The sequence below is a fragment of the Paenibacillus lautus NBRC 15380 genome (assembly GCF_004000945.1).
Classification (GTDB): Bacteria; Bacillota; Bacilli; order Paenibacillales; family Paenibacillaceae; genus Paenibacillus_AQ; species Paenibacillus_AQ lautus.
On record NZ_BIMF01000002.1, the window covers coordinates 475,198 to 497,747 of the forward strand.

Below are 22,550 nucleotides of genomic sequence, written 5' to 3' on the forward strand. Positions count from 1 at the left end.
ATGATTTACTATAAACACTAAAAATCCGGCAGCTGACTTGCTGTCGGATTTCTGATGTTGGCCAAACGTTTATACTCAACGACGTTAAGCGCGCTTCTTCCATGAATCCTTCAAAGGAACGATACGGTTGAACACCAGCTTGTGTTCGGTCGTATATTTGGAATCCACGCAGAAATAGCCGTGTCTGATGAATTGGTACGTTCGGTTCATCGTCGCTTTCAGCATAGAAGGCTCCAATATGGCGTTTTCGATTCGAATCAATGAATCGGGGTTCATCAGATCCTCCCAAACGTTATTCGATTCTGATAACTCGGCTGATTCCTTCAGCAATTTATCATACAAGTGAAGTTCCGCCGGGATCCCGTGCTTCGCGGATACCCAATGCAGCGTTGCTTTCACCTTCCGCTCATGAAATCCGCTCCCGCTCTTCGTTAATGGATCATACGTGCAGTGAATCTCCATGATGTCTCCCGTTGCTGGATCTTTCACGACATCCTCGCATTGGATGAAGTAGGCTCCTTTCAGGCGCACTTCCTTGCCAGGAGATAACCGATGAAATCCGGGAACCGGCTCCTCCATAAAGTCCGCTCGTTCGATGTACAACTCTCTTGAAAAAGGAACCTCCCGCTCACCCAACGTTTCATCACTTTCATGATTCGGAATAGCAAGCATCTCGGTGCAATCTTCTGAAAGATTGGTGATGATCACCTTCAGCGGCTTCATGACGGCCATCGCATTATAACACCGTTCCTTCAAGTCTTGACGGATATAATGGTCGAGCATGCCCGAGTCCACCAGGCTGTTGCCGCGAGACGCCCCGAGTTCTCCCAGGAAACGTCGGATGCCCTCAGGAGTCACGCCTCGCCGCCGTAATCCTTTCAACGTTGGCAGTCTGGGGTCATCCCATCCGTCGACAAAACCTCCCTCCACCAATTCCCTCAGGTATCGCTTGCTCGTTACGTATCCCGAGATATTCAATCTACCGAATTCCCGCTGTTTCGGAGGCTCCGTCACTTCCAGCTCCGTAAGCACCCACTCGTATAACGGTCGATGATCTTTAAATTCGGCTGAGCACAGCGAATGGGTAATTCCTTCGATCCAATCCTGGATCGGATGGGCGAAATCGTACATCGGATACACACACCACGTTGTTCCTGTACGATAATGCTCCGCATGAAGGATACGATACAGGACTGGATCTCTCAGGTTCATGTTGGGAGAAGACATATCGATTTTGGCTCGGAGTACTTTTTCCGACGTTTGGAATGCCCCTCCGATCATTTGCTCAAATAACGCCAAATTCTCCTCGATGCTGCGCTCCCGAAACGGGCTGTTGATACCGGCTTCGGTCAGCGTCCCCCGGTATTCCGTCATTTGTTCAGGGGTGAGGTCACAGACATAAGCCTTTCCTTTGGCTATGAGTTTCTTGGCCGCCTCAGCGATTTGATCCGCATAATCCGAACCGAAATAAACACTCGGCTTAAGCCCCAGCCACTCGATATCCTCCTGAATCGCATGCACGTATTTGATATCTTCCTTCAGTGGATTCGTATCATCGAACCGAAGATTGAAAGTACCATGAAACCGGCTGGCCATGGAATGATTGATGTAAATCGCATAGGCGCTGCCGATATGCAGATAACCGTTGGGCTCCGGCGGAAATCGCGTAGCCACTGGCCTGCGGTATACACCATTCTCTACATCCTCCTTGATCATCCTGGTCAAAAAATCCACCGATTCTTCTACCTTGTTTTTGTCGTCGCTCATACCTGATTCCTCCTTACGTTGTTTTTTCTGCCGTAATTCCATGAAAAACAAAAAAATCCCGTCTCCAAGACATAAGTCTTGGGGACGAGATTACGTTTCGCGGTGCCACCCCTATTTGCCGATATCTCGCGATATCGGCCTCATCAGGTACGGCCATCTCGCGATCGCTTATACCCTAGCTCTGTAACAGGAGCTCCTGTCGCACCATCCCTTATCCATAAGTTCCGATGCGCCGCTCAGAGGCTTGGTTCAATGAATGGCTTCCAACTCCTTTTCAGCTTACCGGAGCTCTCTGTAGGGATTCCTGTTCATCTACTCTTCTCTTCATGGCGTTTACAATTTGATCCATAGTATCATCTAAATATAAAAAAGTAAACCATGGAACTTTGTTAACATGAAACGCCTGAACATGCCTTCCGTCGTCTTATTTCGGCAGCAGCTTCACCGTAGCCTGCTTGCCGCTGACCTGAATGCCCGTCTCCTTTTTGCCTGCCTCAGCCAAATCTTGAACGAGTCGCTCAAGCAGCTTGCGGGCGGCTTCGCCCTCCTTACCTTGAATGCGAATAACGGGCTGGACAGCTTTGCCCGCTGCCAGCAGCTTATGCATTTGCGACAGCTTGGTGTCATAATCATGCTCTTCAATATGTACGGACAAACGGAATTCCTTTACTTTCATCGGAGCGGATGAAGCTGCTTGGCCCTTCTTCTCTTTTACGCCCTCCTGCTTCGCATGGCCCCGGCTTACGAGCTTGCATGGCGGGGGACTGCTGAATAACGAGGTACACACCAAATCGGCTTTGTGACTTTTCGCAAGCGCAAGCGCCTCATCCCTGGAGACGACTCCCAGATCTTCGCCGTTTAGGCCGGTCAGTTCTACTTCGCGTGCTTTTATCTTTTCATTCATAACTAACATGAACAGATCCTCCTATCGAAAGTCATGTAGATATTCGTTCATTTCATTTCTTTTTCCTCTACGTTCACATCATTGCGCATGAAGCGAACAGAATGCGTTCGGTATTCCTGCTCTTCCGTGATTTCCAGGCAGTTAAGCTGTTTACCGTACACGCACGCTCCATCGATTCCTATTTTGTCCCCTTCGTCACAAAACCAAATCCCCTCCGAATCATGCAAGTTCATGGCCGGCGTATGCCCGAACACCACCGTTTGGTTAAGGCCAGTCGGATAATTAAAGAATGGATCGCGAATCCAGATGAAATCATGATGAGGCTGCAACTTCCAGTCATCCACACCCGGATTGATCCCTGCATGCACGAATATATGGGTGTCTGTTTCATAATAGAGGGCCAGCGTATCGAGAAAGGATAGATGGTGCCCAAACTGTTTTTTAATATAGGCTTTACCTTCGTTATATCTGGTACGATCCATTTCACCCTCAAAAAAGTCGGCGCCGCAGTAGCTTTCTATCGTATGTCGAGCTCCATTGCGAATCCAGCGTGAGTTCACTTCATCGGTATCAAGCATAATGGCATCCAGCATCATCTGATCATGATTTCCCCGAAGAGTGACAGCCCCTGCATTCCGCAATTCCATCACTTGCTCAATGACTTCCCTGCTTCTTAATCCGCGATCCACATAATCCCCAAGCAAAATCAGCTGGTCCTTAGCGGGATTGTACTGCACGTCAGACAATAACTGATTGAATTCATCGTAGCAGCCATGAATGTCGCTAATCGCTAATATTCGAATCGTAGTCCCCTCCCTACCCTAATCATAATACCACTCTGTTCTCCAGCAGGTTCTTCAGGCTGATTAATGATTTTGACGGACCCATGCCTGCAATCGAATCCTGAAAATCAGCAAACTCTTCAACCGATGTTACTCCTTGTCACTTTATAATTTTAGGACATCCAATCCGAGTTACTTTGCTATTTAGGTATAATAGCATATTCTCCTTTACACCAACATCACTTGAACACAGGGCATCGACTTGTAAGGAACCGAGCACCCTTTCGCTGGGCGAACCTCCGCTTTTGGTGAAAAATGCACTCGTGTACAGTCCAAACGGTGAAGTAATTGAATTGTTAGAGGAGATTCAATCCATCGGCACCCATAAAGAATCGAGCTAAAAAAAGCCGTGCGTTCTCCCATTCCCTATGGCTGAACGCACGGCCTTTCTCTATTCAATAAAACTATATTTAGCCATCACGTCTCCCCAAGGGGCAATCCCGGCTTCTTTAAACCCGATTTGGGAATAGAGTCTTTCCGCACGCTCATTCTCGGGTTTGTAACATAGCATAACATCGTCCGTTGTATCCGGCGAGCTCCGAATCTCCTCGAGAACCAACCGAATCGCGGGTTTGGCATAATGCAGTCCCTGAAACTTGCCGTCGATCATAAACCGGTATATCCAGTAGTTATCATCGTGCGGGTGCAGACCATACATCACAAATCCGATCATCTCTTCATCATGGTAGATCGCACGCGTTTCGAAGCCCTCCATGAATTGTGCTTCCGCTATCGAATATAGATTGGGGGCAATCCACTTCTCCTGTTCAGGCGTGGGTTTAAGACGGATGCAATCCTCCCAATTGTCTTTATCTATGGCATGAAGTGTTATCAAATGCAAGACTCCTTCATATATGGTTTATGCCTTTATCCTAATCCAATGCCGACCATTTTTCACGGTATTAAATATGTAAATTCAAATAAGGCGCTGCATGCTGCCAGATGCAGAGCAAGATAATGAATGATTATAAGCATTGTTTACATATTCCGAATATCTCTCAATGGATAAACTAGAAGTAACTTTATTTTTATGGAGGCGATTTTGATGCGGCAATTGAACTATAACTTCCAACGGAAAGGACAACTAACCATGAAACGAATGAGGGTTATGATATATGAAGAACATATTGAATATTGGAGTTTTGGCCCATGTTGATGCCGGTAAAACTACACTAACGGAGCAAATCCTGTTTAGATCCGGCATTATTGATCAAGCGGGCTCCGTTGACCAAGGCAATACCATCACGGATTCGCTGGACATTGAACGGAGACGAGGCATCACGATAAAATCCGCTGCGGTATCGTTCATGAAGGGCGATCTAAAAATCAATCTGATTGATACGCCGGGACATGCCGATTTCATCTCGGAGGTCGAGCATTCACTAAGTGTGCTGGATGGCGTCATTCTGGTCATTTCCGCTGTTGAGGGCGTACAGGCCCAGACGCGGGTGCTCATGCAAACACTGAAAGAACAAGGGATTCCCACCCTTCTATTTATGAACAAGATCGATCGAATGGGCGCGAATTACGAGAAAGTCTCTACCATGATACGTAATCTGCTGGATGAACATATTTGCGAGATGAGCACTGTAACTCGTGAGGGCAGTACAACCGTTCGGGTAGACGTGGGCGATCCCCATAGCACAGGGTGGGTGGAAACCTTGGCATTGGTCAATGACGATCTGCTGAATGACTATGCCCAAGATATTCCCATCTCTCGCGAGCGGCTGCAGGAGGAATTACGCAGGCAAACCCATCAAGGTAAAGCTTATCCCCTATTTGCAGGATCAGCTGCCAAAGGGATCGGCATCGAGCCGCTGCTCCAAACGCTCGGTGAATCTTTCCCCGTTAATGACGCCTTGGTGCTTCAGCATGAATCGTTATCCGGACTGGTGTTCAAAGTGATCAAACTTCCGAATGGGGAACGGAACGTATACCTCCGGCTGTTCGCCGGCAGTATTCAAGCACGAGACGAGATTCCGGTGATAACGCAGAACGGCAACACCACCATGTTCAAGGTAAAACATCTACATGCTCTGCACCATGGCAAATCCATTCCGGTGAATCAGATCGTTGGCGGAGACATTGCGATTCTCATGACCGATGAACTCAAGGTGGGCGACGTCATCGGTGCTGTTTCCGACAGGATGAAGCGGGTCCACTTTCAGAAGCCGCCGATTCAAGTCCAAGTGTCAGCCAAGAATCCCGCGGAGGAGCATCATCTCCACACTGCCTTAAGCGATCTTACCGAAGAGGATCCGTTCCTGCAATATATCCAGGATACAAACACCAAGGAACATATCATCCACGTATTCGGCAAAGTCCAACAAGAAATTCTGCTGGAAACGATCCAGCAGCAATACGGCATCGAAGCCGTATTTTCAGCTCCGCGGGTCATTTGTATCGAGAAGCCTTTGGCTACCGGAGAGGCCGTTGAATTTATTGGCGAGTGTCCTTTTTACGCAACGGTTGGCTTACGGGTTGAGCCTGGCGAGAGAGGAACCGGAATTCAGTATCGTCTGGAAGTCGAACTGGGCTCCCTCCCCTTATCCTTTCAGAAAGCGATTAAAGATACGGTGATTGAGGTACTGCAGGAAGGTTTGTATGGATGGTCCGTGACCGATATTATCGTGACACTGACGCATACCGGTTATGCAAGTCCGGTTTCGACGGCAAAGGATTTTCGCAGCCTGACCCCGCTCGTCCTCATGTCGGCGCTCAACAAAGCCGGAACGGAAGTTTACGAGCCTATCAATTTCATCCAATTCATCCTGCCAGAATTCAGCTTGAGCAAAGTGTTGTCCAAGTTGGCGGCACTGGAAGGGACCTATCAGGAACCCACATTCCACAATAATGCTGTCCACGTTCATGGTACCATCCCCGTGCGGACAACTGACTTGCTGAAAGCCGAAGTGCATTCTCTGACAAGCGGTGAAGGCATGCTCTCCGTTAAACCAGGAGGCTACGTGAAGGTGCAAGCCACCGTCCCTGTGAATAAACGGCGACAAGTCAACCCGCTGAACCGCGGTGAATATATGCTTTACTTGAACAAGATTATGTAAGAATCTAGGTGGAAATGCGGCTGATGAAATTGAATGTTGGTATGTAATTCAGCGTATTTCGCGTTAGGCGGACCACCCACATAGAATGTAAAGACAGATAGCGGTGTCGAGAGAGGATCTCTCCCGCTATTTTTTTGTGCCAACACTAGCCTCAATCTATCTTTCTTAGTCTGGTGCAACTCTTTTTGCCCCTTGTCACTTATTAAGTGATAGGAAAAAACGTTGCTCTAGACCCACCCCTGCTCGGCTTGGTAATATAGTCAGGTACTATTTTTTGGGGCGTGCGGAAGGAGTCGGCTAGATTTGGAACAACAACGTTATCATGATTTAAAATTGGGTGAAAAAGGTGCCATCATCAGTATCATTGCTTATATCTGTTTATCTGCAATCAAATTATGGATAGGTTACACTGCCAACTCCGAGGCCCTGCGGGCGGACGGATTAAATAATGCCACAGATATCGTGGCGTCCATTGCTGTACTGATCGGACTGCGATTATCGCAAAAACCTGCGGACCGGGATCACCCATACGGTCACTGGAAAGCGGAAACGGTATCCTCCTTGATTGCTTCCTTCATCATGATGGCCGTCGGGATCCAGGTCCTGTTCGGGGCCGTATCTTCCATGTTTGAAGGAAACCATGCATCGCCTGATCTTATATCCGCGTGGACCGGCATGGGCTGCGCCATTGTGATGTACTTGGTCTACCGCTACAATAAGCGCCTAGCCACCAAAGTAAACAGTCAGGCCGTTATGGCGGCTGCCAAGGACAACCTCTCGGATGCCTGGGTCAGCATCGGTACGGTCGTCGGTATCATCGGCGCCCAATTTCATCTGCCATGGCTCGATCCGCTTACCGCCGTATTGGTAGGCTTCCTGATATGTAAAACCGCTTGGGATATATTCCGGGATGCCTCTCATCATTTAACCGATGGCTTCGATGAGAACATTGTCAAAGACTATAAAGAAACCGTAAAACAAGTGGTTGGCGTTAAGGGAGTCAAGGACATTCGGGCAAGGAATTACGGCAGCAACACGGTTGTCGACATCGTCATCCTGGTCAGGTCGAATCTGGATATCCGGGTCGCCCATGATATTTCTGACCAGGTGGAACATGAATTAAAAGAAACCCACGGCGTTTATGACGTACATGTTCATATAGAACCGAGTTAATCCTCCACATTACCATGTGTCATAACTAACGAAGAAGGTCCGACCACATTCCTATTGGCCGGACCTTTTTTTTATACCTCTCACTTATTGCTCCTGTATATGTTCTGGCAAATCCCCTGGCTGACAACCTTAAGTGCTGCATAATTTATCAATGACTTTTAACGAAACATATGCCCCAGCGTGAATATGGTTATACGGCCTGCTCTTCTTCCTCGAAACACTCAATAATGCTCTTTAAATCTCTTAATCCACCAATCTTTCTTCAATAAATACTCAGTTTTTATGGGCATTATTATGAATTGGTTATTCACTTCAATTGGTTCTTTCAATCCTGTATATACTAAATCGACATGTAAATTAAATGGTTTTATTTCTCTTCCGGCTTGATTTTCGAATTCTTGCACAAAAGCTATAAGATCTGGTTTAGCTTCCCAATAATTCATCGCAGTTTGACCGCCTGCAGGCATGCTCCACCAATTAATAAATGACGGCCACATATTTATCAGCATATCCTTTACGTCTTCTTCTCTAATCATTGAAAAATCAGGGGGATCTAAAACTAAATATCTCTGGTTACTCCTTTTCAGAAGCCCCTTTTTATAAATGCTTTGATTCCACAACTTTTTCCATTGCTCTTGAAGTTTTTGATTACTTCGCCCAACACTTGAAAATTGACTAGAGGGCCAGGTACTTTCTTCGAATTCTTCTGTTAATAGTCCATGTACACTAGCCACATACATTAGAAAATTCAAGTCATATTCTCCTGACATACAAATAGACCAAGAATTGTACATTGTAATTAAGTCCTTTCAATCAGCATTTAGAGCATGTAGGTAACGTTTTATAACTGATTTCATTCATTATTATCATTTTGGTCAGTTTGTATTAGCCGATTTCAACTAACGTTTCCGTATTCACAAACCCAAGAGGCTTATAGCACCAGCGACTGGGTCCAACGGACTTTGCCTCGCAGGGTTGTGAGCTAAATCAGCATCTCTTCTTATAACCTCTAGCGAATCAAGGGAAAAGCACGCAGCGTAGATACTATGTTAAAGGATGTCAGCGCCTTCTTCGAAACACATATATCGTCGGCTATTTCAAGTATTGTCTTACATTATTTAAGGTCTGTTATCTAACGGTCACCTAGATATTTTTCTACAGATTCAAGTAAAAAAAGACCACTCTCTTTAATAAATTGGGTTAGTAAGTGGATATGTCCGGAGCCATAAATCACAAGAATTCTATCTTGGGGGGATGAAATTCGTGAAATATTTGCATAGATAATTAGATTTCGACGATACCAGTAATTACAGAGCCAATCAATTCCTATATTGTTTTTACCATCCCCAACTCGCGCAACAGTCATATAAGTTTCATGGTCCTCTTGTATTGCGCTAGGAGTATTACCTGAGATCAGAAGTTCCCTTACTGTTTTTTCTTTCATTGACTTTTGAAGAGCCTCTACTTTTTCCTGATTGTTAGAATTTATCCGTTGATAGAGTTCGGGCATGTTTGATTGTGCATATTCATAAACATGTCCTAGTGCAACCCCTCCGTACCATTCATTCCAATCGATAGGGTAAATTCTATCATGACCAAGATTAGCCGCAGTACGGAAACCTAATTGATGGATTTCATTTGCCCCGAGAGTAAATTCACCTGACAAATATGAGAGATACTGATTATTATATGACTCATGTTCATCAGCTAGAGCTTCAACTGCGATTTTCGTTGGATTAAATAGTTTAAGTCTATCGACAACCTCATAAATCTCCTTTTGTCTTTGTGGCGCCAAGACGTCATCAGACTGAACATTGTGCATATCTAGTCCAGGATTGCCCATATGATATGTGCCAAGTAACAAAATGGTGCATTTGTTAGCAGAATCCATAAATAACCTCCATTTTTTAGACTTTATTAATTTTTGTCGTATTACTATAAATGAAGTTGCTAGTTCTTTATAAAACTTGCGCTGATTTCCTATAACGCTCTTGCATTCACGAACCCTCATCGTCGCTCAAGTGCGTAGCGCGGGTCGTCAGACTTAGCCGGTGCAGGATTGTCCGCCAGGTTCCACTCCCTCAATAATCCTCGGTGCGGACCTAGGAGCGCGTTAGCGATTCACAGTGTGAATGCATTGTTACCTGAAGTATGTGACTTTATTGAGTTAAATTCATTAGTTCTTTCTTAATTAGTTCATTCGCTTCTTCCTTGCTATCTGCTGGACTAAAAATATATCCTTCTTGAATACCATATTTTTCATTTATGTCATTCAGCGTTATCCATATATAATCTAATTCTTTTGTTGCCATCACACTGCCTACTGAATTAAGTGTTGTGTCCTTACTAAACGTTGTAATTGTCCCAAATAACTTCCCATCTTCGTAATAAAGTTCAATATCATATGAAAGATCATCATCTACAACTAGCTGGCCATTAAACGAATCTCTAGAAAATGTTACCAGATATCACTATTTGAGTTTTCTTTTCAAAGTTTGAATCGAAAGAATAGATCAAGCCTTCCATCTTCTTGTGCACTGTAGTCGAAGAAAAGTATAAACAAGCAATGGTTACTAACACAATGATGATGACAACGATATAAGTGTTTCTTTTTGTCATTTATATTCCCTTTCAATAGCTCTGCTGAATATGCTTTATCGAGATCCCCCATGCAGACCAAGAGGCTCCAGCCCCGAAGCGAAGATACAATGTTAGATGATGTTATTGCCCTTATTCGAATTTATTATTTAATTGGTCTATTAGGTTTGTCACTTCCCTTGGTGTTTTAAGTATTATTATGTTTTTTTCTTTTTCATATTTTTTTAACTTTTCGAGTATTCCTCTTCTTTTATGTTTTCTGAAATTCCATACCCACTTAATGAATTCCCAATCTAATTGCTCAGGACATCCCTCATTCAAATCAGGTCTTGTTCTTCCATGGTATTTAATTCTTCGTTTAATGACTCTATAAGTAGTTATCCACGGAGGTAAATCAAAGAAAATTATTGTATCCGCTCTAGAAATTCTAATATCTATTGTTCGATTATAATTTCCATCAATAATCCATTCATCATTTTGTATAAGCTCTCTTAGCAATTCATCCCATTCGTGATTAGGGGTTGCAATCCATCCAGGTTTCCAATAATACGCATCTAAATGATACAATGGTAACCCTAAGACTTCAGAGAGTTTACTTGAGAATGTAGATTTCCCTGATCCTCCAGATCCAATTATCATGATTCTCTTCATTTTGTTCTCCTGGTTATTAATGATTTATAGTTACTTCAAATGCTGCAATAATTTCCCCTAACGCTCTTGTATCTGCGAGCCTTCACGACTTAAGTCCATGAGGGCGTCCGCTAAGCGGTTAGTATTGTCTGCTGACTTTGCTTCCTTGAAAATCATCGTGCAGATCGAGGGCAGATGCACCCGGCTGCCCCTGCTTCCTCAAAATCCCTCTGCCGGACCGAGGGCGTTTGCCCGATGCGTGAATATATTGTTATCTAGATAACGCCCCTGATTTTGCTGATTTCATCTAACGTTCTCGCATCTACGACGCGACCCGGCCTTAGATAGTCTTATCTTAGGCCGGGTCGTGTGTTGTCAGAATATTCTTCCTTGTAAAATCGTCCAACAACCAAAGGGCGAAAGCCCCACAGCGTAGATGCATTGTAAAGTGATGTTACTGCCTTTCTGTGATTCCTACTATACATACTTTTGTTATTCAATCTTTTATTTTCTCAATTAGTAAATCCTGATAATATCAGTTTTCTCTAGTCCAATATGTTATAATTTTCCAAGTGAAATATACGACTGTAAGGGCGGTCGGCTAATCTCCCAGAAGGGAGGTGATGCCCATGGAGGTCAAAGATGCACTTTCCTTAATGTTCATGTTCGGCATGTTCATTTTGGCATTGCTTACCTACATGAAAAAGAAATAGACCGCCCTCGATAAGGTAACGGTCTGTTTCTCGACCTAACTCCTGTGGCCGACTGCTCTTTATGCAGTTATTGTGCTTTGGAGTCGTGTTCCAGCACGGCTCCTTACTTATTCTTACCTCAGTATAACTCAATTTATAACACTTTTATAGGTTTTGTTTGTTTATTTTTTCTGTAATGCTGTCTGCAGTAATTTCAGTTAACGTTCTTGTATCTACGAACCCGAGAAGCTTAAGGCGCGAATGCGCCGGGTCCGACGGACTTAGCCTCGCAGGGTAGTGAGCTGATTCAGCTTCTCTGTTGCCTCATCTTGTTTCTACTTCATGTTTCCTACGACTTTCACTCTCAGTCTCGTCGCATTTCCCGGATGATAAGCCAGCGGGGTTTCTTCCACTTCCACGAGCTCCACCGTAGCCGGATCAGCGCCAGCCAGCACCGCCTGCTTCACGGCTTTTTCTTGCGCATCTCTTAATGAATCCTCACGGGGCTCTGTAGAATAGATATAAATTTGTTCATATTGTCCACTGATTTGAGCAATACACGCGCCAATGGCGTTGGCTACGCCCCCGTTCTCAGGCTTAATCATATGAGATACCCCGCGAATTTTGTCCGGTATAACGACACTGCCGCCACCTACCAAAACAAGCTCAACGTCTCCCGACGATGTCTTCATTTTATCAATGGCCTGCTCAAGAATGGTTGCAATTTCAGCTTGTACATTTTTAGCGAAATCTTCATCCAGATGCGCTACCAAGCTCTTATCTCCGACATCCGCGAGACCCAGCCGAACGGCAATGTCTGTTGTAGTCAGCGTATGCCCGCCAAAGACCAGCGCTTCCTGTCCAATCTGGTATCCTACGCTGTCAGGGCCAACCGTAATTTTGCCGTTCTCCGACCGCACAATGCTTCCGCCGCCCAGCCCAACGGAGATAATATCCGGCATGCGGAAATTCGTGCGGATATCGCCAACCTCGACCGCAACCGAGGATTCTCTCGGGAAGCCGTCCTGCAAAACCCCGATGTCCGATGTCGTCCCTCCCACGTCGAGAACCATCGTATCTTTGATCTTCGCCAAATAAGAGGCACCGCGTATGCTGTTTGTTGGCCCGCATGCAATGGTCAGGATCGGAAATTCTTTAGCGTAATCGATCGACATTAAGGTACCGTCATTCTGGCATAAAAACACCGCAGCGTCTGTGATGCCTTTTTCTTCTAACGCCTGCACAAATCCTTGGGTCGTCGTTTCAATAACCTTGCACAATGCTGCATTGAGTATGGTCGCATTTTCCCTCTCTATTAAACCTACCGAACCGATAAGGGAAGAGCAGGAAACAGGGAATCCCGGTCCATACACTTGACGGATGAGATCGCGAACCTGAAGTTCCTGATCATTATTAATGGATGAAAACACACCAATGACGGCGATGGACTCGACACTGCTCCCCCATTCCTCCAAAAGAGCTCTAATTTCAGCTTCGTCAACTTCTCCAAGCACTTGGCCGTCATATTCATATCCGCCATGAACGAGAGCATATTTACCCGACAACTTCTGAACCATATCCTCAGGCCAGGATGTGTACGGAGCAACGGAAGCCGTTGCCGGGTAACCCAGACGAATGACGCCGACTTGGGCCAGCTTTTTGCGTTCAACAATGGCATTCGTGCACTGGGTTGTACCTAACATGGCATGCGTTATTTGGGTTTTATCTATATTCGATTCCTGCAGCAAATTCCGGAGCGAGGTTTCAATACCCGTTTTAATATCTAGACTTGTTGGTGATTTCAAACGCATGAATCAGATGATAATTCTCATCCAAAATGATGGCGTCCGTGTTGGTGCCGCCTACATCGATCCCGATTCTATACATTCTCAGCCACCGCCTTTTTCACCATTTCCTCAATAGGAACATAATCGTAATCATATCCGAAGTATCTTGGTCCTGCCGTCTGGATTCCCTTCTCCGTTCTCCACTTTTCATGAGCGGGCAGTCCAATAACCCGCACGCGTTTACCGTATTTCAGGCTCTCCGTGGTTACAGGCGACAAGGTTTCGTAATCAACCAGACAGATCAAATCGGGGGTCATCGCTATAACTTGACCATTCTTTTCGGCAACCAGGTTTTCATTTTGAAAATAAACCTTCATCACTCCGCCTTTATGTGCCTCGATTCCTTCGAGATGCATTTGACCGAGGTTAAATCCTCCCTTGGTTTCCCGGATGACATCCACGATTTTACCTTGGAAAAGCTCATAGCCGGACACAAGGCTCAGCAGCTCTTGAAGCTTATCGCCCGCGTCCCGATTCTTCGATGTAATGATTTCTCCAATCTGTTCGGAGAGGGTCACAATATGATGAACGCCGCTTTGCTTCATTTGAGCACCCGTTGCCGGGTACAGGCTTACTAAAGCACTGGCGCCCATTTCAACTGTGGCCGCTCTGGCGAGCCGTTCCGTCCATTTATTATCAATAGTCTCAAAAATGCCGATGTTCCCTTTTTCATCCGTAATCGCCATCGGTGTTGCCGGAATGCCGTCCAAGTTAAACGTCACCATTTGAAGCTCCGGGAACGCCCGCCCCATACCGTCACAGTCGATCAGAGGCAATCCCAGCTGCGCCGCAACGACGATGGGAATCATGGAATTGACGCCTCCCGCTTCCATCGGAAATGTGCCGGCAATCTGTTCTTTTCCCAAGTAATTCGCTAATTTTTGAAAAACCTTAACAAACTCGTCCCCTTTAGGGAATTTCTCCACCAATACAGAAGGCGCCCCCATCATCGCGGCCGGAATGAAAAAGTCCTCATCCTGAATCTCATCGACTGAGCATAGTTTTACAGGTCCAAACTTTTCAATGGCCGAGAGAGCCATCAATTTTCCGATGTAAGGATCTCCCCCTCCGCCGGTTCCTAGAAATGCTGCGCCGACGGCGATGTTTTCAACAGCTGCTTTATCTAGATATCTCATTCATTTTTCCTCCAATATAACGGTCTTCTGAGCCGATAAACGATAACCTATATAATATACGACAAAAGAAATGACAATCCCGATCAACGGCCCTACCAACAAACTCGGGATGCTGATTATTCGAATACTTTTTCCTTATTGTAAAAGATGAAGGTGGTCAGCGTCTTTTTCAGAAAACAAAAAAAATCCGATGTTTTTGTCTTATTGGACAAAACATCGGAACTTTTTAGTTATGGATGAGACGGTAGACCATGCAGGCGGTATAAACATCGTACGATTCCGAGTTGATGGTCACATCATATCCTATAAGCTCGCATATTTTTTTAATGCGATATTTCACCGTATTTTTGTGGACGAACAACAGCTTGCTGCAGTCATCCATATTCCCCTTCGCATCCAGAAGAAAAGTCATCAGGGTTTTCAATGCGTCAGGGTCGTCCATAATCGGCTCCATGACGGACAAGCATTCTTCCGTGATCTCTTCCCCTTGTTTGCTGAGGTCTATGGCCCGTCTCATGGAACGGACTTCAGCCGCGGTATATAGTTTGCGGTGATGATAGATGCGGTGGACCTCTTTAGAGACTCCGTTTACGAGCTGGTACATTCGGCGTACGTCCTGGGTGTTCCGCATCCTTGGAGAATAAACGATGCTTGATATTTCAGCGATGAGACTCGTGGTTTCGATATATTCCGCTGCGATTTCAAACTCATTGTATTTATATGAACAATTCCCTAGCAACACGACAACGCAGTGATCGATCGTTTGAATGACCGCGGTTTTATAATATTGCGAGAGATGCGCTTTTAAGTCTTCCCTTATCCTTCTTTCCTCCGACAAATCCCGAATGTAAACCAGCCACATCATTTGGATGGCGGAAACGTCAATGTAGAGCAAACTGGCCAATCTGCGCATTTTTTCGCTTTCATCATTCACGATGGCTTTAACCAAAGCGTATTCACTGACCTCGTTATGCTTGTCTCCCCACAAATTGATGGCCACCTGCACCACCTCGCTGATTTGATCCATCGTCTTCGGAGGCAGCTTCGTATTCTCTTTAATGAGAAACAGGTAAAGGACCTCCCCGTTTTTTTGATGAACACGTTTGTATTCAACAAAGCAGGACGAATCCAGCTCGCCTTCTCCCATTCTGCCGTTCAAAATGGAAGGCCCCATGGACCGAATTAGACTCGCAACATCGAGCGATGAATTGCGCGGCCACATGACACGATTGATGATATCCAGGTTGCTGTTTGTCAGAACGATGTTCGCTTTCATCCGGTCCGACAGCAGTTTAAGGGTAATTTCCACGCTCCGCAAATGTTCCGGCAGCAGCGAGACCTTTTCCAGTGATTCATTCACGAAATGCTCATTCACATTCTGATTGCTTACGATCGCCTCCATGACTTCATAAATGACTTCATTATACCTAAGAGAGTAATCGTTTCTCGGCATGCAAATGATAATAAAATTCAGAGATTCGGCAAGCTCGAGCACTTCATTGGCTATATCTGGCATGACAATGCCAACATAGTACAATATCAATCCCACTTCTCCAAGGTCATGCAAATATTGAACCGTTTTGCATTGCTGCTCCACGCTGTCCTTAATGGAATAAAAAGAGCTAATGACCAGCTCTTCGGCATACCACTCTTCTTGAACGGTTTGAATAATTTGCGAGAAAAAATTGACATCCGCCACCTCTAACACAGATAAAGAGGAAACGGTCTGATGTAGTCTGCTTGTTCCAGTGACCACCTGAGCTCCTCTAAATGAAGGCAGCTGCAGTAAATCTTCAACGGTTACCCCAATTTAATCACCACTTTTTTGTTCAATTCAAGCTGCTCCTGTTCTTTAAACTGTACGCAGTCTACATCTACAATAGATCATTCATCCAGTAGTAGATCCTCGTAGAAATAGCCTGTTAAAACCAAGCTATGATGCTTGGCATAACGAAGCAGCCTAAGATAGGCTCCATTAATATTAGTATAACCCTCGTTATGATAAGCAACCAAGCAACTTCCTTTGCCAACTATGAATTTTTTTGCATACTCGGCCGGGTTCACTAAGATGCTGAGTCAACAATCGACTCGTACCGATATTCATCTCCTGTTAAGGATTTCTTATAACGCACCCGCATTTACGACGCGCCCCGGCCTTAGATAAGTGCTATCTAAGGCCGGGGCGTGTAGCGTCTGTATATTCTTCTATGCCTGAACTTTTGACAACCAAGGGGCGAATGCCCGCTGCGTAGATGCAATGTTATGTGAGGTGGGACCAAGGCAACTCGCCTGACGTATGCGCGAATATATAGTTAGATGAAATTATGTCCTCTTTGAGATGCTCTCACTTCATAAACTTTCAATTGTTAACTATTTTGTACTGGTCTTTCAAATATAATCTCGTAATGAGTTGGCTTTCCATATCCATTATAATTAGTGGGAAGTACTTGAACTAACCGCCACCCCTCTCTTGCATATTCAATAATTGTCTGTTGATGTGTTGCATCTGAGAAAAATCCACCCAATGAAGTGTCAACAAAGGTATATTCGTACAAATTATCTTCCTCCGTTCTCAGTTTGTTTAGTACTGTGGTTTGTAGATACGATCAGTGTCTGTATCACTAATATGTCAATTCAAGGCCTTCAATCTCTTCTTGTTTTTTATTTATTATGTAACCCTTTCTAAATTCTGTGTCTAAACAAAGAATTGTGCAAAATATCCATTAATTTCAATAATAAATTGTTCATAGCCCTTCTGTTTTTCATGGTTTTAATCTACATTAATTTTATCTAACGTTTCCGTATTCACGACGTCCAACGAAGGCGGATGTGTCTGCTGAAATTCCTCTCCGAAATCCATCCAGCAGACCAAGGCTCCGCAAGGAGTCGCTGCTTGAATATTATGTTATAGATGTCATTGACCACTTCGAGTCAACCCCAAAACATTCCGTTATGCCCTTCGTCCACAATCTTTAACTGTATTTCAAAATCTTCATTCGGTTCTATATCATCTATGAAATGCCATTTCCCTTTACTGTCTTGCCAATATACTTTCCATTCATTCTCATCTAATCTGAACTGAGCTACTGGCATCTGCACCCATTGATCACTTTTGTATCCTTGTCTTTCTTCAATCAATGTCACGTGATTTCCTCTGATCTTGTAACTGATTCTAATCTGGCTTTTCACATGTTCTGGTACTGCATTTTGGGTGTATTTGTCCATGATTTTCATAATTCGCTTCTTCGTAAAATCATCCATGAATTCTGTCTCTCCTGCCCTAATCGGTTTTGCTTTGATTATATCACGATGATCACTCATAACGTTCTTGCATTCACGAACCCGAGGGGCTTAAGGCGCGTAGCGCCGTGCTATCATGGTATGACTTATTTTGGGTTCGAGCGCACCTTCCCTCGGTAAATTGTAGCTTATGCTCCATGAGATTCTTTTGCCATATCGACATGTGATGGTCTTCAATGATTAACTATTTACCTCTTTAACTCTAAATAATTCATATTATAATCTTCGCCTAAAAAATTCATCACTCCAGAAAATCCATTTAATTCCCATTCTCCATTTTTGTTTGGAGTAAACATGTATTCTCTTTTCCAATCCTTTAACTTCTCACCATCACCAACATATTCTTCCTCAATGCTTAATCTAGTTTGATTAAAAAACTCATTCTCGAAGTAACTCTTATAAACGACCGCATTTGTTATAGTTATTCCTTTATGAAAGAGTGTTGGGTATAATGTGTTCTGTTGTACATACATATCTGACTCGGGATCGGAATCCATATTATTGATAAATAATATAGATAGAATATCCTTAGCATGGCCCCCAAACTCTTCGGTAAAGGATTTCTCTAATTCCTTATACTCCAGTTTTGACACCTTTTCTCTCAATGCTAAATCAATGATCATTTTTTCTTTCTTCTCAACCATTTCAATTGCAGTGTTTATGTCGAAATCAATTGTTTCTTCTTTTATCGGCTTTAATTGTTCTGATGATTGACAAGCCGATAAAAACAAAATAACCATAATAAGTGAAAATAAGTAGGATTTCTTCATAATCAGCTACTCTCCCCTACAATTAAACCAACCCTTCTCTTAATGTATATACATCATAGTTTTTACTAAGTTTGGCCGTGGTCGCGTAATTCTTAAATTATAATGTTCTCGAATGTCGGATGTGTCCGCAGCCTAAACTTCCCTGCCAATAACCTCTACGGACCGAGCACGAATGCTTATTTGTTACCGAGTTGTTCCGCCAAACCGATTAGAAGTCCTTCGGTTCCACGAATGTAGCAGAGCCGATACGAATCTTCGTACTGAACCACTTCGCCAACGAGCTGAGCACCATGCTTAGTAAGTCTGGATACCATCTCGTCAATGTTTTGAACTGTGAACATGACGCGTAGATAACCAAGGGAGTTTACAGGAGCCGTCCGGTGATCTGATATCGTAGGTGGGGTGAGAAATCGCGAAAGTTCAAGTCGGCTGTGGCCATCTGGGGTAACCATCATAGCAATCTCTACACACTGAGAACCTAGTCCGGTTACGCGACCAGCCCATTCCCCTTCGACAGTGGTTCGCCCTTCGAGGTTCAAGCCAATCTCCTCGAAGAAAGAAATTGCGTCATCAAGGGATTCTACAACGATGCCGATATTGTCCATTCTTAGTAATTTATTATTTTCCATAGTTTTTTTCTCCTCGTATACAAATTTCTCACCTGATTATTTCCCGAATTATTTCATTAAAGAATCACTATTTCCTTCTAATGTAACACTTTCTCATTATTCACGAACAATGAGAGGAAAATGTGAAATTGGGTTTTCGGGTATGTCATATAACGTTAATGTATTCACGACATCCCACCACCTTAAGCCCGAAGGGCGGCCGCGACGCGGTTAGGTGGTGGGATGTGTCAGGCTGATTATCTTTTCTCGTCGAATCTACAGCAGAATCCTGCCGGACCGAGGGCGAATGCCCGAAGCGTGTGTATGGTATTATAATATGTCAACGCCTTCTCGAGTCACTTACAATGATCACTCTTTTACTGAATCTTTGCAAATACAAGTGTAGATCTTAATCCACTTCCATCGGATGATAAATCATCATTTCTAAGGGTACCTTCCAACTGAAAACCTAAACGTTCCGGGATTGCCTTGCTCTTTAAGTTTAAAGAGTCACAACGAATTTCAACTCTTCTCGCCTTCAAATTAGAGAAAGCAAAGTCCGTAATCCCTTGCACAGCTTCCGTCATAAAACCACTTCCACTGAATCTCGAATCAATCCAATATCCGATTTCGAATTTAGGAACATTCCAATCTATCCTATGCAAACCAGAAGATCCAATAAAATGGTTTGTTTCTTTATGGAAAATCAAAAGTCTAAGATCTTCTCTAGATAAAAATTTCGCATGTGCATCTCTAATATTGGCTTCAATCATTTGTTCCGTTTGCTCATTCTGAGCAAACGGCATCCATTCCTTCAGCTCGTTTATTGATACCATAATGCTTTCATACACAATCTTTCCATCACCTGGGAGTGGCATTCTTACTAACAACCTTTCAGTTGTAAAACTTGTTGGAAAGTCTAGCAGAATTGGATTCATGTTTGTTCTCTCCGTTCTATAATTTATCTTTATTCGATTGTGCCTTGATTTTCCTATAACGTCATTGTATTCAGTGAATTCTCATCGACTTAAGGCTCTGGAGGAGCCGGTCGCGATGCGGTTAGTCGGTCAGGGTTGTCCGCCTGATTCAGCTTCCTTGAAATGCCTCGGGCGGACCAAGGGACGACGTCAGTCGGCCCGCTACGTGAATACTTTGTTATAGGAAGTTAGGCCTTCTTCGAGTTACCCCAAATATTTTTTTCACTCTTTGTTATTATTTCGTAAGCAATTTCAAGGATTGTCTTATCTCGTATAATCATGAATTTTGTTGAGTACTCATTACAATGTATAAGTGACTCTCTCATTACTTCTAATGCTTCATCTAATGTCATCCATTTAACCGTCATACCGAGTTGTTTTTCACTTTCGCTTAGGTTTAAACTGCATACCCTTTTCCTTACATTTGCTATCCAACAATAAGATATCTGCAAAAAGTTAGTTTTTGCTTTGTGTTCTTCAATATACCCCAGTTCATAAGTTGCTTCTGCCTCATATCCAGTCTCTTCTTTAATTTCCCTTAAGAAAGACTGCTCTTTAGTTTCTTTTTCTTCGATTCCTCCTCCTGGCAATTTGTATAGATCTAGTTTTGACATGTACATCATGGCTATATTCAACGCTCCATCAATTAACACACCTCTTGAAGCAAATCGTGACACTGGCTCTATCAATTTAATAGGGCCACCGAGAATCTCATGATCAGTAATTTTTCTAATCAACTGCATTTAAGCTTCAATTCCTTTATCGAGTTTTTATCATGGTATGGCTATTGCCGTAATTACTGAGTTGTTTTTAATATGTTTTGCCTGAATTAGCTGATGCCATTGCCCTCTTGGGAAACTATCAAATTCTTCTATTCAAATATCCATCGTTCACCATATTCTTTTATTATATTTTTATTTTCAGGTTCTTCCTTAATTGGGTTTCCGTAATAATCAATAGTTTCCCGATCTTGAGCATAAGGGCCATTAATACTTCTAAACCATGCAGTTTGTTGTTTTCCGTTTATAGAATAAAGAATTTTATATATTGTATAATCATATCCTCGTTTTTGGTCCAGTTCGTTATCCATTGTGTCAACAAACGGACTATTTATTAATTTAACTTTAGTTATCTGTTCAACTTGTCCTCCCATTGATTCTATTGTCTTCTCAATTTTATTGCGGTGTAATTGTTCCCCCTTATTCCATAGTACATAAAATACAAGAATTCCAACAACTAAAGCTATTACAGCTATTATTCCTCCTGCTTTTGTACCGTGCTTTTTAATAATCAAACTATGTGATCCTCCGGAATTTTGTTTTATATTGCAATGGTTTCGGCTAACGTTTTGTATCTACGAACCTGAGAGCCTTAAAGGAGCGCAGCAACTAGCTCCCAAGGACATAGGCTTACAGGGTTTCCTCGAAATCCCTCTTGCAGATCAAGAGCCGTATAGGAACGCCACGTATATACGTTGTTATCCGATGCCTGGGCTATCCTCGAATCTGCCTTCAAATTCATCTCTTATGATTGAATACAGCTTTACATCTTGCAATTCTTCTTTCGACCATACATATTTTCTTAATATCCCTTCGAATTTCATTCCGCTCTTCTCCATGACTCTTGCGGATCCTACATTTTCCGGGTGACATTTCGCTTCTACTCTAACTAATTCAAGATCTTTAAAAGCGTATTCAATAATTCGGTTTACTACTTCCGTCATGATACCCTGATTCCAATATTCATTAGACAATACATATCCAAGTTCAGCTCTTAGACATCGATTATCCCATCTCACAAAACTGCAACTTCCAATTAATTTCTTGGTTTCTTTATGTTCAATTCCCCATGGACCTACCTTCTCGGTTTCATACCGATTAAGAACAAAATCAATAAATCCTTTCGTGTCCTCTTTACTCCTGTGATAGTTCCATGTTGTATACCTCGATACTTGGGGCACGGCACAATATTGATACATATTATCAATGTCTGCATATGTAATCGGTCTTAACAAAATTCGATCAGTTTCAAGTATAGGAAAGATTTCAAAATGGTCTTCTATACGCTTCATGAATTCGCCTCCAAAAATATATCTTTTGCTCAGGTTTCAGATAACGTTTGTGTATCTACAAATCCGAGAAGCTTAAAGGCGCACCCCGCCGGGCCCAACGGACTTAGCCTCGCAGAGTTGTCTGCCTGCTCATACTTCTTCGAATTGCTACGGACAGAACAAGTGGGCTTGTC

Annotated in this window: 21 protein-coding genes, 1 pseudogene and 1 other annotated feature; of the genes and pseudogenes, 3 read left to right on the forward strand and 19 right to left on the reverse strand. The window is 43.6% G+C overall.

The window, feature by feature from the left end; all coding sequences use genetic code 11:
- Positions 1-84: 84 nt before the first annotated feature.
- The 4 genes from PLA01S_RS05495 to PLA01S_RS05515 all read right to left on the reverse strand — a co-directional run bounded on the left by PLA01S_RS05495 (position 85) and on the right by PLA01S_RS05515 (position 4,348).
- Positions 85-1,767 carry a glutamine--tRNA ligase/YqeY domain fusion protein gene (locus tag PLA01S_RS05495; protein WP_127590557.1) on the reverse strand — a complete coding sequence of 561 codons (1,683 nt, stop codon included), beginning with the start codon at positions 1,765-1,767 and terminating at the stop codon, positions 85-87.
- Between the two features lie 77 nt (positions 1,768-1,844).
- Positions 1,845-2,104: a binding site (T-box leader), on the reverse strand.
- Positions 2,105-2,191: 87 nt separating this feature from the next.
- Positions 2,192-2,680, reverse strand: a complete 489-nt coding sequence (gene infC / locus PLA01S_RS05500) for a translation initiation factor IF-3 (protein WP_127590559.1) — start codon at positions 2,678-2,680, stop codon at positions 2,192-2,194.
- A gap of 38 nt (positions 2,681-2,718) precedes the next feature.
- The gene (locus PLA01S_RS05505) at positions 2,719-3,474 is read right to left on the reverse strand and encodes a metallophosphoesterase family protein (RefSeq protein WP_127590561.1); all 756 of its coding nucleotides are present in this window, start codon (positions 3,472-3,474) and stop codon (positions 2,719-2,721) included.
- 430 nt (positions 3,475-3,904) lie between these two features.
- The gene (locus tag PLA01S_RS05515) at positions 3,905-4,348 is read right to left on the reverse strand and encodes a GNAT family N-acetyltransferase (protein WP_100536633.1); all 444 of its coding nucleotides are present in this window, start codon (positions 4,346-4,348) and stop codon (positions 3,905-3,907) included.
- 280 nt (positions 4,349-4,628) lie between these two features.
- Between PLA01S_RS05515 and PLA01S_RS05520 the strand changes: the two genes are divergently transcribed.
- Entirely contained in the window at positions 4,629-6,575 is a 1,947-nt protein-coding gene (locus PLA01S_RS05520) for an elongation factor G (RefSeq protein ID WP_127590565.1), read from the forward strand.
- A gap of 303 nt (positions 6,576-6,878) precedes the next feature.
- Entirely contained in the window at positions 6,879-7,748 is an 870-nt protein-coding gene (locus PLA01S_RS05525) for a cation diffusion facilitator family transporter (protein WP_127590567.1), read from the forward strand.
- A gap of 221 nt (positions 7,749-7,969) precedes the next feature.
- Here PLA01S_RS05525 and PLA01S_RS05530 read toward each other — a convergent pair whose 3' ends face one another.
- From PLA01S_RS05530 to PLA01S_RS05540, 4 genes are all read right to left on the reverse strand, one after another.
- A complete protein-coding gene (locus PLA01S_RS05530; protein WP_127590569.1) occupies positions 7,970-8,500 on the reverse strand; it encodes a hypothetical protein in 531 nt (176 codons plus the stop codon).
- A 380-nt stretch (positions 8,501-8,880) separates the two neighbouring features.
- Positions 8,881-9,639, reverse strand: coding sequence for a DUF5694 domain-containing protein (locus tag PLA01S_RS05535; RefSeq protein WP_127590571.1), 759 nt, complete (start codon positions 9,637-9,639; stop codon positions 8,881-8,883).
- Between the two features lie 268 nt (positions 9,640-9,907).
- Positions 9,908-10,060, reverse strand: coding sequence for a hypothetical protein (locus PLA01S_RS31870; RefSeq protein WP_164817318.1), 153 nt, complete (start codon positions 10,058-10,060; stop codon positions 9,908-9,910).
- 418 nt (positions 10,061-10,478) lie between these two features.
- The gene (locus PLA01S_RS05540) at positions 10,479-10,997 is read right to left on the reverse strand and encodes a DNA topology modulation protein (RefSeq protein ID WP_127590573.1); all 519 of its coding nucleotides are present in this window, start codon (positions 10,995-10,997) and stop codon (positions 10,479-10,481) included.
- Between the two features lie 608 nt (positions 10,998-11,605).
- Between PLA01S_RS05540 and PLA01S_RS32945 the strand changes: the two genes are divergently transcribed.
- Positions 11,606-11,689 carry a putative holin-like toxin gene (locus PLA01S_RS32945; protein ID WP_220687457.1) on the forward strand — a complete coding sequence of 28 codons (84 nt, stop codon included), beginning with the start codon at positions 11,606-11,608 and terminating at the stop codon, positions 11,687-11,689.
- Positions 11,690-12,003: 314 nt separating this feature from the next.
- Here the strand turns inward: PLA01S_RS32945 and PLA01S_RS05545 are convergent.
- From PLA01S_RS05545 to PLA01S_RS05595, 11 genes and pseudogenes are all read right to left on the reverse strand, one after another.
- A pseudogene (locus tag PLA01S_RS05545) lies at positions 12,004-13,555 on the reverse strand (hydantoinase/oxoprolinase N-terminal domain-containing protein).
- The gene (locus PLA01S_RS05550; protein ID WP_127590575.1) at positions 13,548-14,651 is read right to left on the reverse strand and encodes an S-methyl thiohydantoin desulfurase family protein; all 1,104 of its coding nucleotides are present in this window, start codon (positions 14,649-14,651) and stop codon (positions 13,548-13,550) included. The pseudogene PLA01S_RS05545 and the gene PLA01S_RS05550 overlap by 8 nt, the downstream one beginning before the upstream one ends.
- A 226-nt stretch (positions 14,652-14,877) precedes the next feature.
- Complete coding sequence (locus tag PLA01S_RS05555; protein WP_246059348.1) at positions 14,878-16,407, reverse strand: PucR family transcriptional regulator; 1,530 nt, start codon at positions 16,405-16,407, stop codon at positions 14,878-14,880.
- 610 nt (positions 16,408-17,017) lie between these two features.
- On the reverse strand, positions 17,018-17,206 hold the full coding sequence (locus PLA01S_RS05560) for a DUF4177 domain-containing protein (protein WP_074961996.1): 189 nt from the start codon (positions 17,204-17,206) through the stop codon (positions 17,018-17,020).
- 376 nt (positions 17,207-17,582) lie between these two features.
- Positions 17,583-17,912: a DUF3024 domain-containing protein gene (locus tag PLA01S_RS32445; RefSeq protein ID WP_246059349.1), complete on the reverse strand. Its 330-nt coding sequence runs from the start codon at positions 17,910-17,912 to the stop codon at positions 17,583-17,585.
- A 227-nt stretch (positions 17,913-18,139) separates the two neighbouring features.
- Positions 18,140-18,721, reverse strand: a complete 582-nt coding sequence (locus PLA01S_RS05570) for a hypothetical protein (RefSeq protein ID WP_127590579.1) — start codon at positions 18,719-18,721, stop codon at positions 18,140-18,142.
- 176 nt (positions 18,722-18,897) lie between these two features.
- On the reverse strand, positions 18,898-19,350 hold the full coding sequence (locus PLA01S_RS05575) for a VOC family protein (RefSeq protein WP_100536622.1): 453 nt from the start codon (positions 19,348-19,350) through the stop codon (positions 18,898-18,900).
- 356 nt (positions 19,351-19,706) lie between these two features.
- Positions 19,707-20,267: a GNAT family N-acetyltransferase gene (locus PLA01S_RS05580; protein ID WP_127590581.1), complete on the reverse strand. Its 561-nt coding sequence runs from the start codon at positions 20,265-20,267 to the stop codon at positions 19,707-19,709.
- A 227-nt stretch (positions 20,268-20,494) separates the two neighbouring features.
- Complete coding sequence (locus PLA01S_RS05585) at positions 20,495-21,049, reverse strand: NUDIX hydrolase (RefSeq protein ID WP_127590583.1); 555 nt, start codon at positions 21,047-21,049, stop codon at positions 20,495-20,497.
- A 128-nt stretch (positions 21,050-21,177) separates the two neighbouring features.
- Entirely contained in the window at positions 21,178-21,600 is a 423-nt protein-coding gene (locus tag PLA01S_RS05590; RefSeq protein ID WP_127590585.1) for a hypothetical protein, read from the reverse strand.
- A gap of 183 nt (positions 21,601-21,783) precedes the next feature.
- On the reverse strand, positions 21,784-22,377 hold the full coding sequence (locus tag PLA01S_RS05595) for a GNAT family N-acetyltransferase (protein ID WP_127590587.1): 594 nt from the start codon (positions 22,375-22,377) through the stop codon (positions 21,784-21,786).
- Positions 22,378-22,550 lie beyond the last annotated feature (173 nt).

Bases quoted from the DNA above. Each gene is read 5' to 3' on its own strand.
- PLA01S_RS05495 (WP_127590557.1), bottom strand. From the start codon at position 1,767: ATGAGCGACGACAAAAACAAGGTAGAAGAATCGGTGGATTTTTTGACC.
- infC (WP_127590559.1), bottom strand. From the start codon at position 2,680: ATGTTAGTTATGAATGAAAAGATAAAAGCACGCGAAGTAGAACTGACC.
- PLA01S_RS05520 (WP_127590565.1), top strand. From the start codon at position 4,629: ATGAAGAACATATTGAATATTGGAGTTTTGGCCCATGTTGATGCCGGT.
- PLA01S_RS05535 (WP_127590571.1), bottom strand. From the start codon at position 9,639: ATGGATTCTGCTAACAAATGCACCATTTTGTTACTTGGCACATATCAT.
- PLA01S_RS31870 (WP_164817318.1), bottom strand. From the start codon at position 10,060: ATGGCAACAAAAGAATTAGATTATATATGGATAACGCTGAATGACATA.
- PLA01S_RS05540 (WP_127590573.1), bottom strand. From the start codon at position 10,997: ATGAAGAGAATCATGATAATTGGATCTGGAGGATCAGGGAAATCTACA.
- PLA01S_RS32945 (WP_220687457.1), top strand. From the start codon at position 11,606: ATGGAGGTCAAAGATGCACTTTCCTTAATGTTCATGTTCGGCATGTTC.
- PLA01S_RS05550 (WP_127590575.1), bottom strand. From the start codon at position 14,651: ATGAGATATCTAGATAAAGCAGCTGTTGAAAACATCGCCGTCGGCGCA.
- PLA01S_RS32445 (WP_246059349.1), bottom strand. From the start codon at position 17,912: ATGGATGATTTTACGAAGAAGCGAATTATGAAAATCATGGACAAATAC.
- PLA01S_RS05570 (WP_127590579.1), bottom strand. From the start codon at position 18,721: ATGAAGAAATCCTACTTATTTTCACTTATTATGGTTATTTTGTTTTTA.
- PLA01S_RS05575 (WP_100536622.1), bottom strand. From the start codon at position 19,350: ATGGAAAATAATAAATTACTAAGAATGGACAATATCGGCATCGTTGTA.
- PLA01S_RS05580 (WP_127590581.1), bottom strand. From the start codon at position 20,267: ATGAATCCAATTCTGCTAGACTTTCCAACAAGTTTTACAACTGAAAGG.
- PLA01S_RS05585 (WP_127590583.1), bottom strand. From the start codon at position 21,049: ATGCAGTTGATTAGAAAAATTACTGATCATGAGATTCTCGGTGGCCCT.
- PLA01S_RS05595 (WP_127590587.1), bottom strand. From the start codon at position 22,377: ATGAAGCGTATAGAAGACCATTTTGAAATCTTTCCTATACTTGAAACT.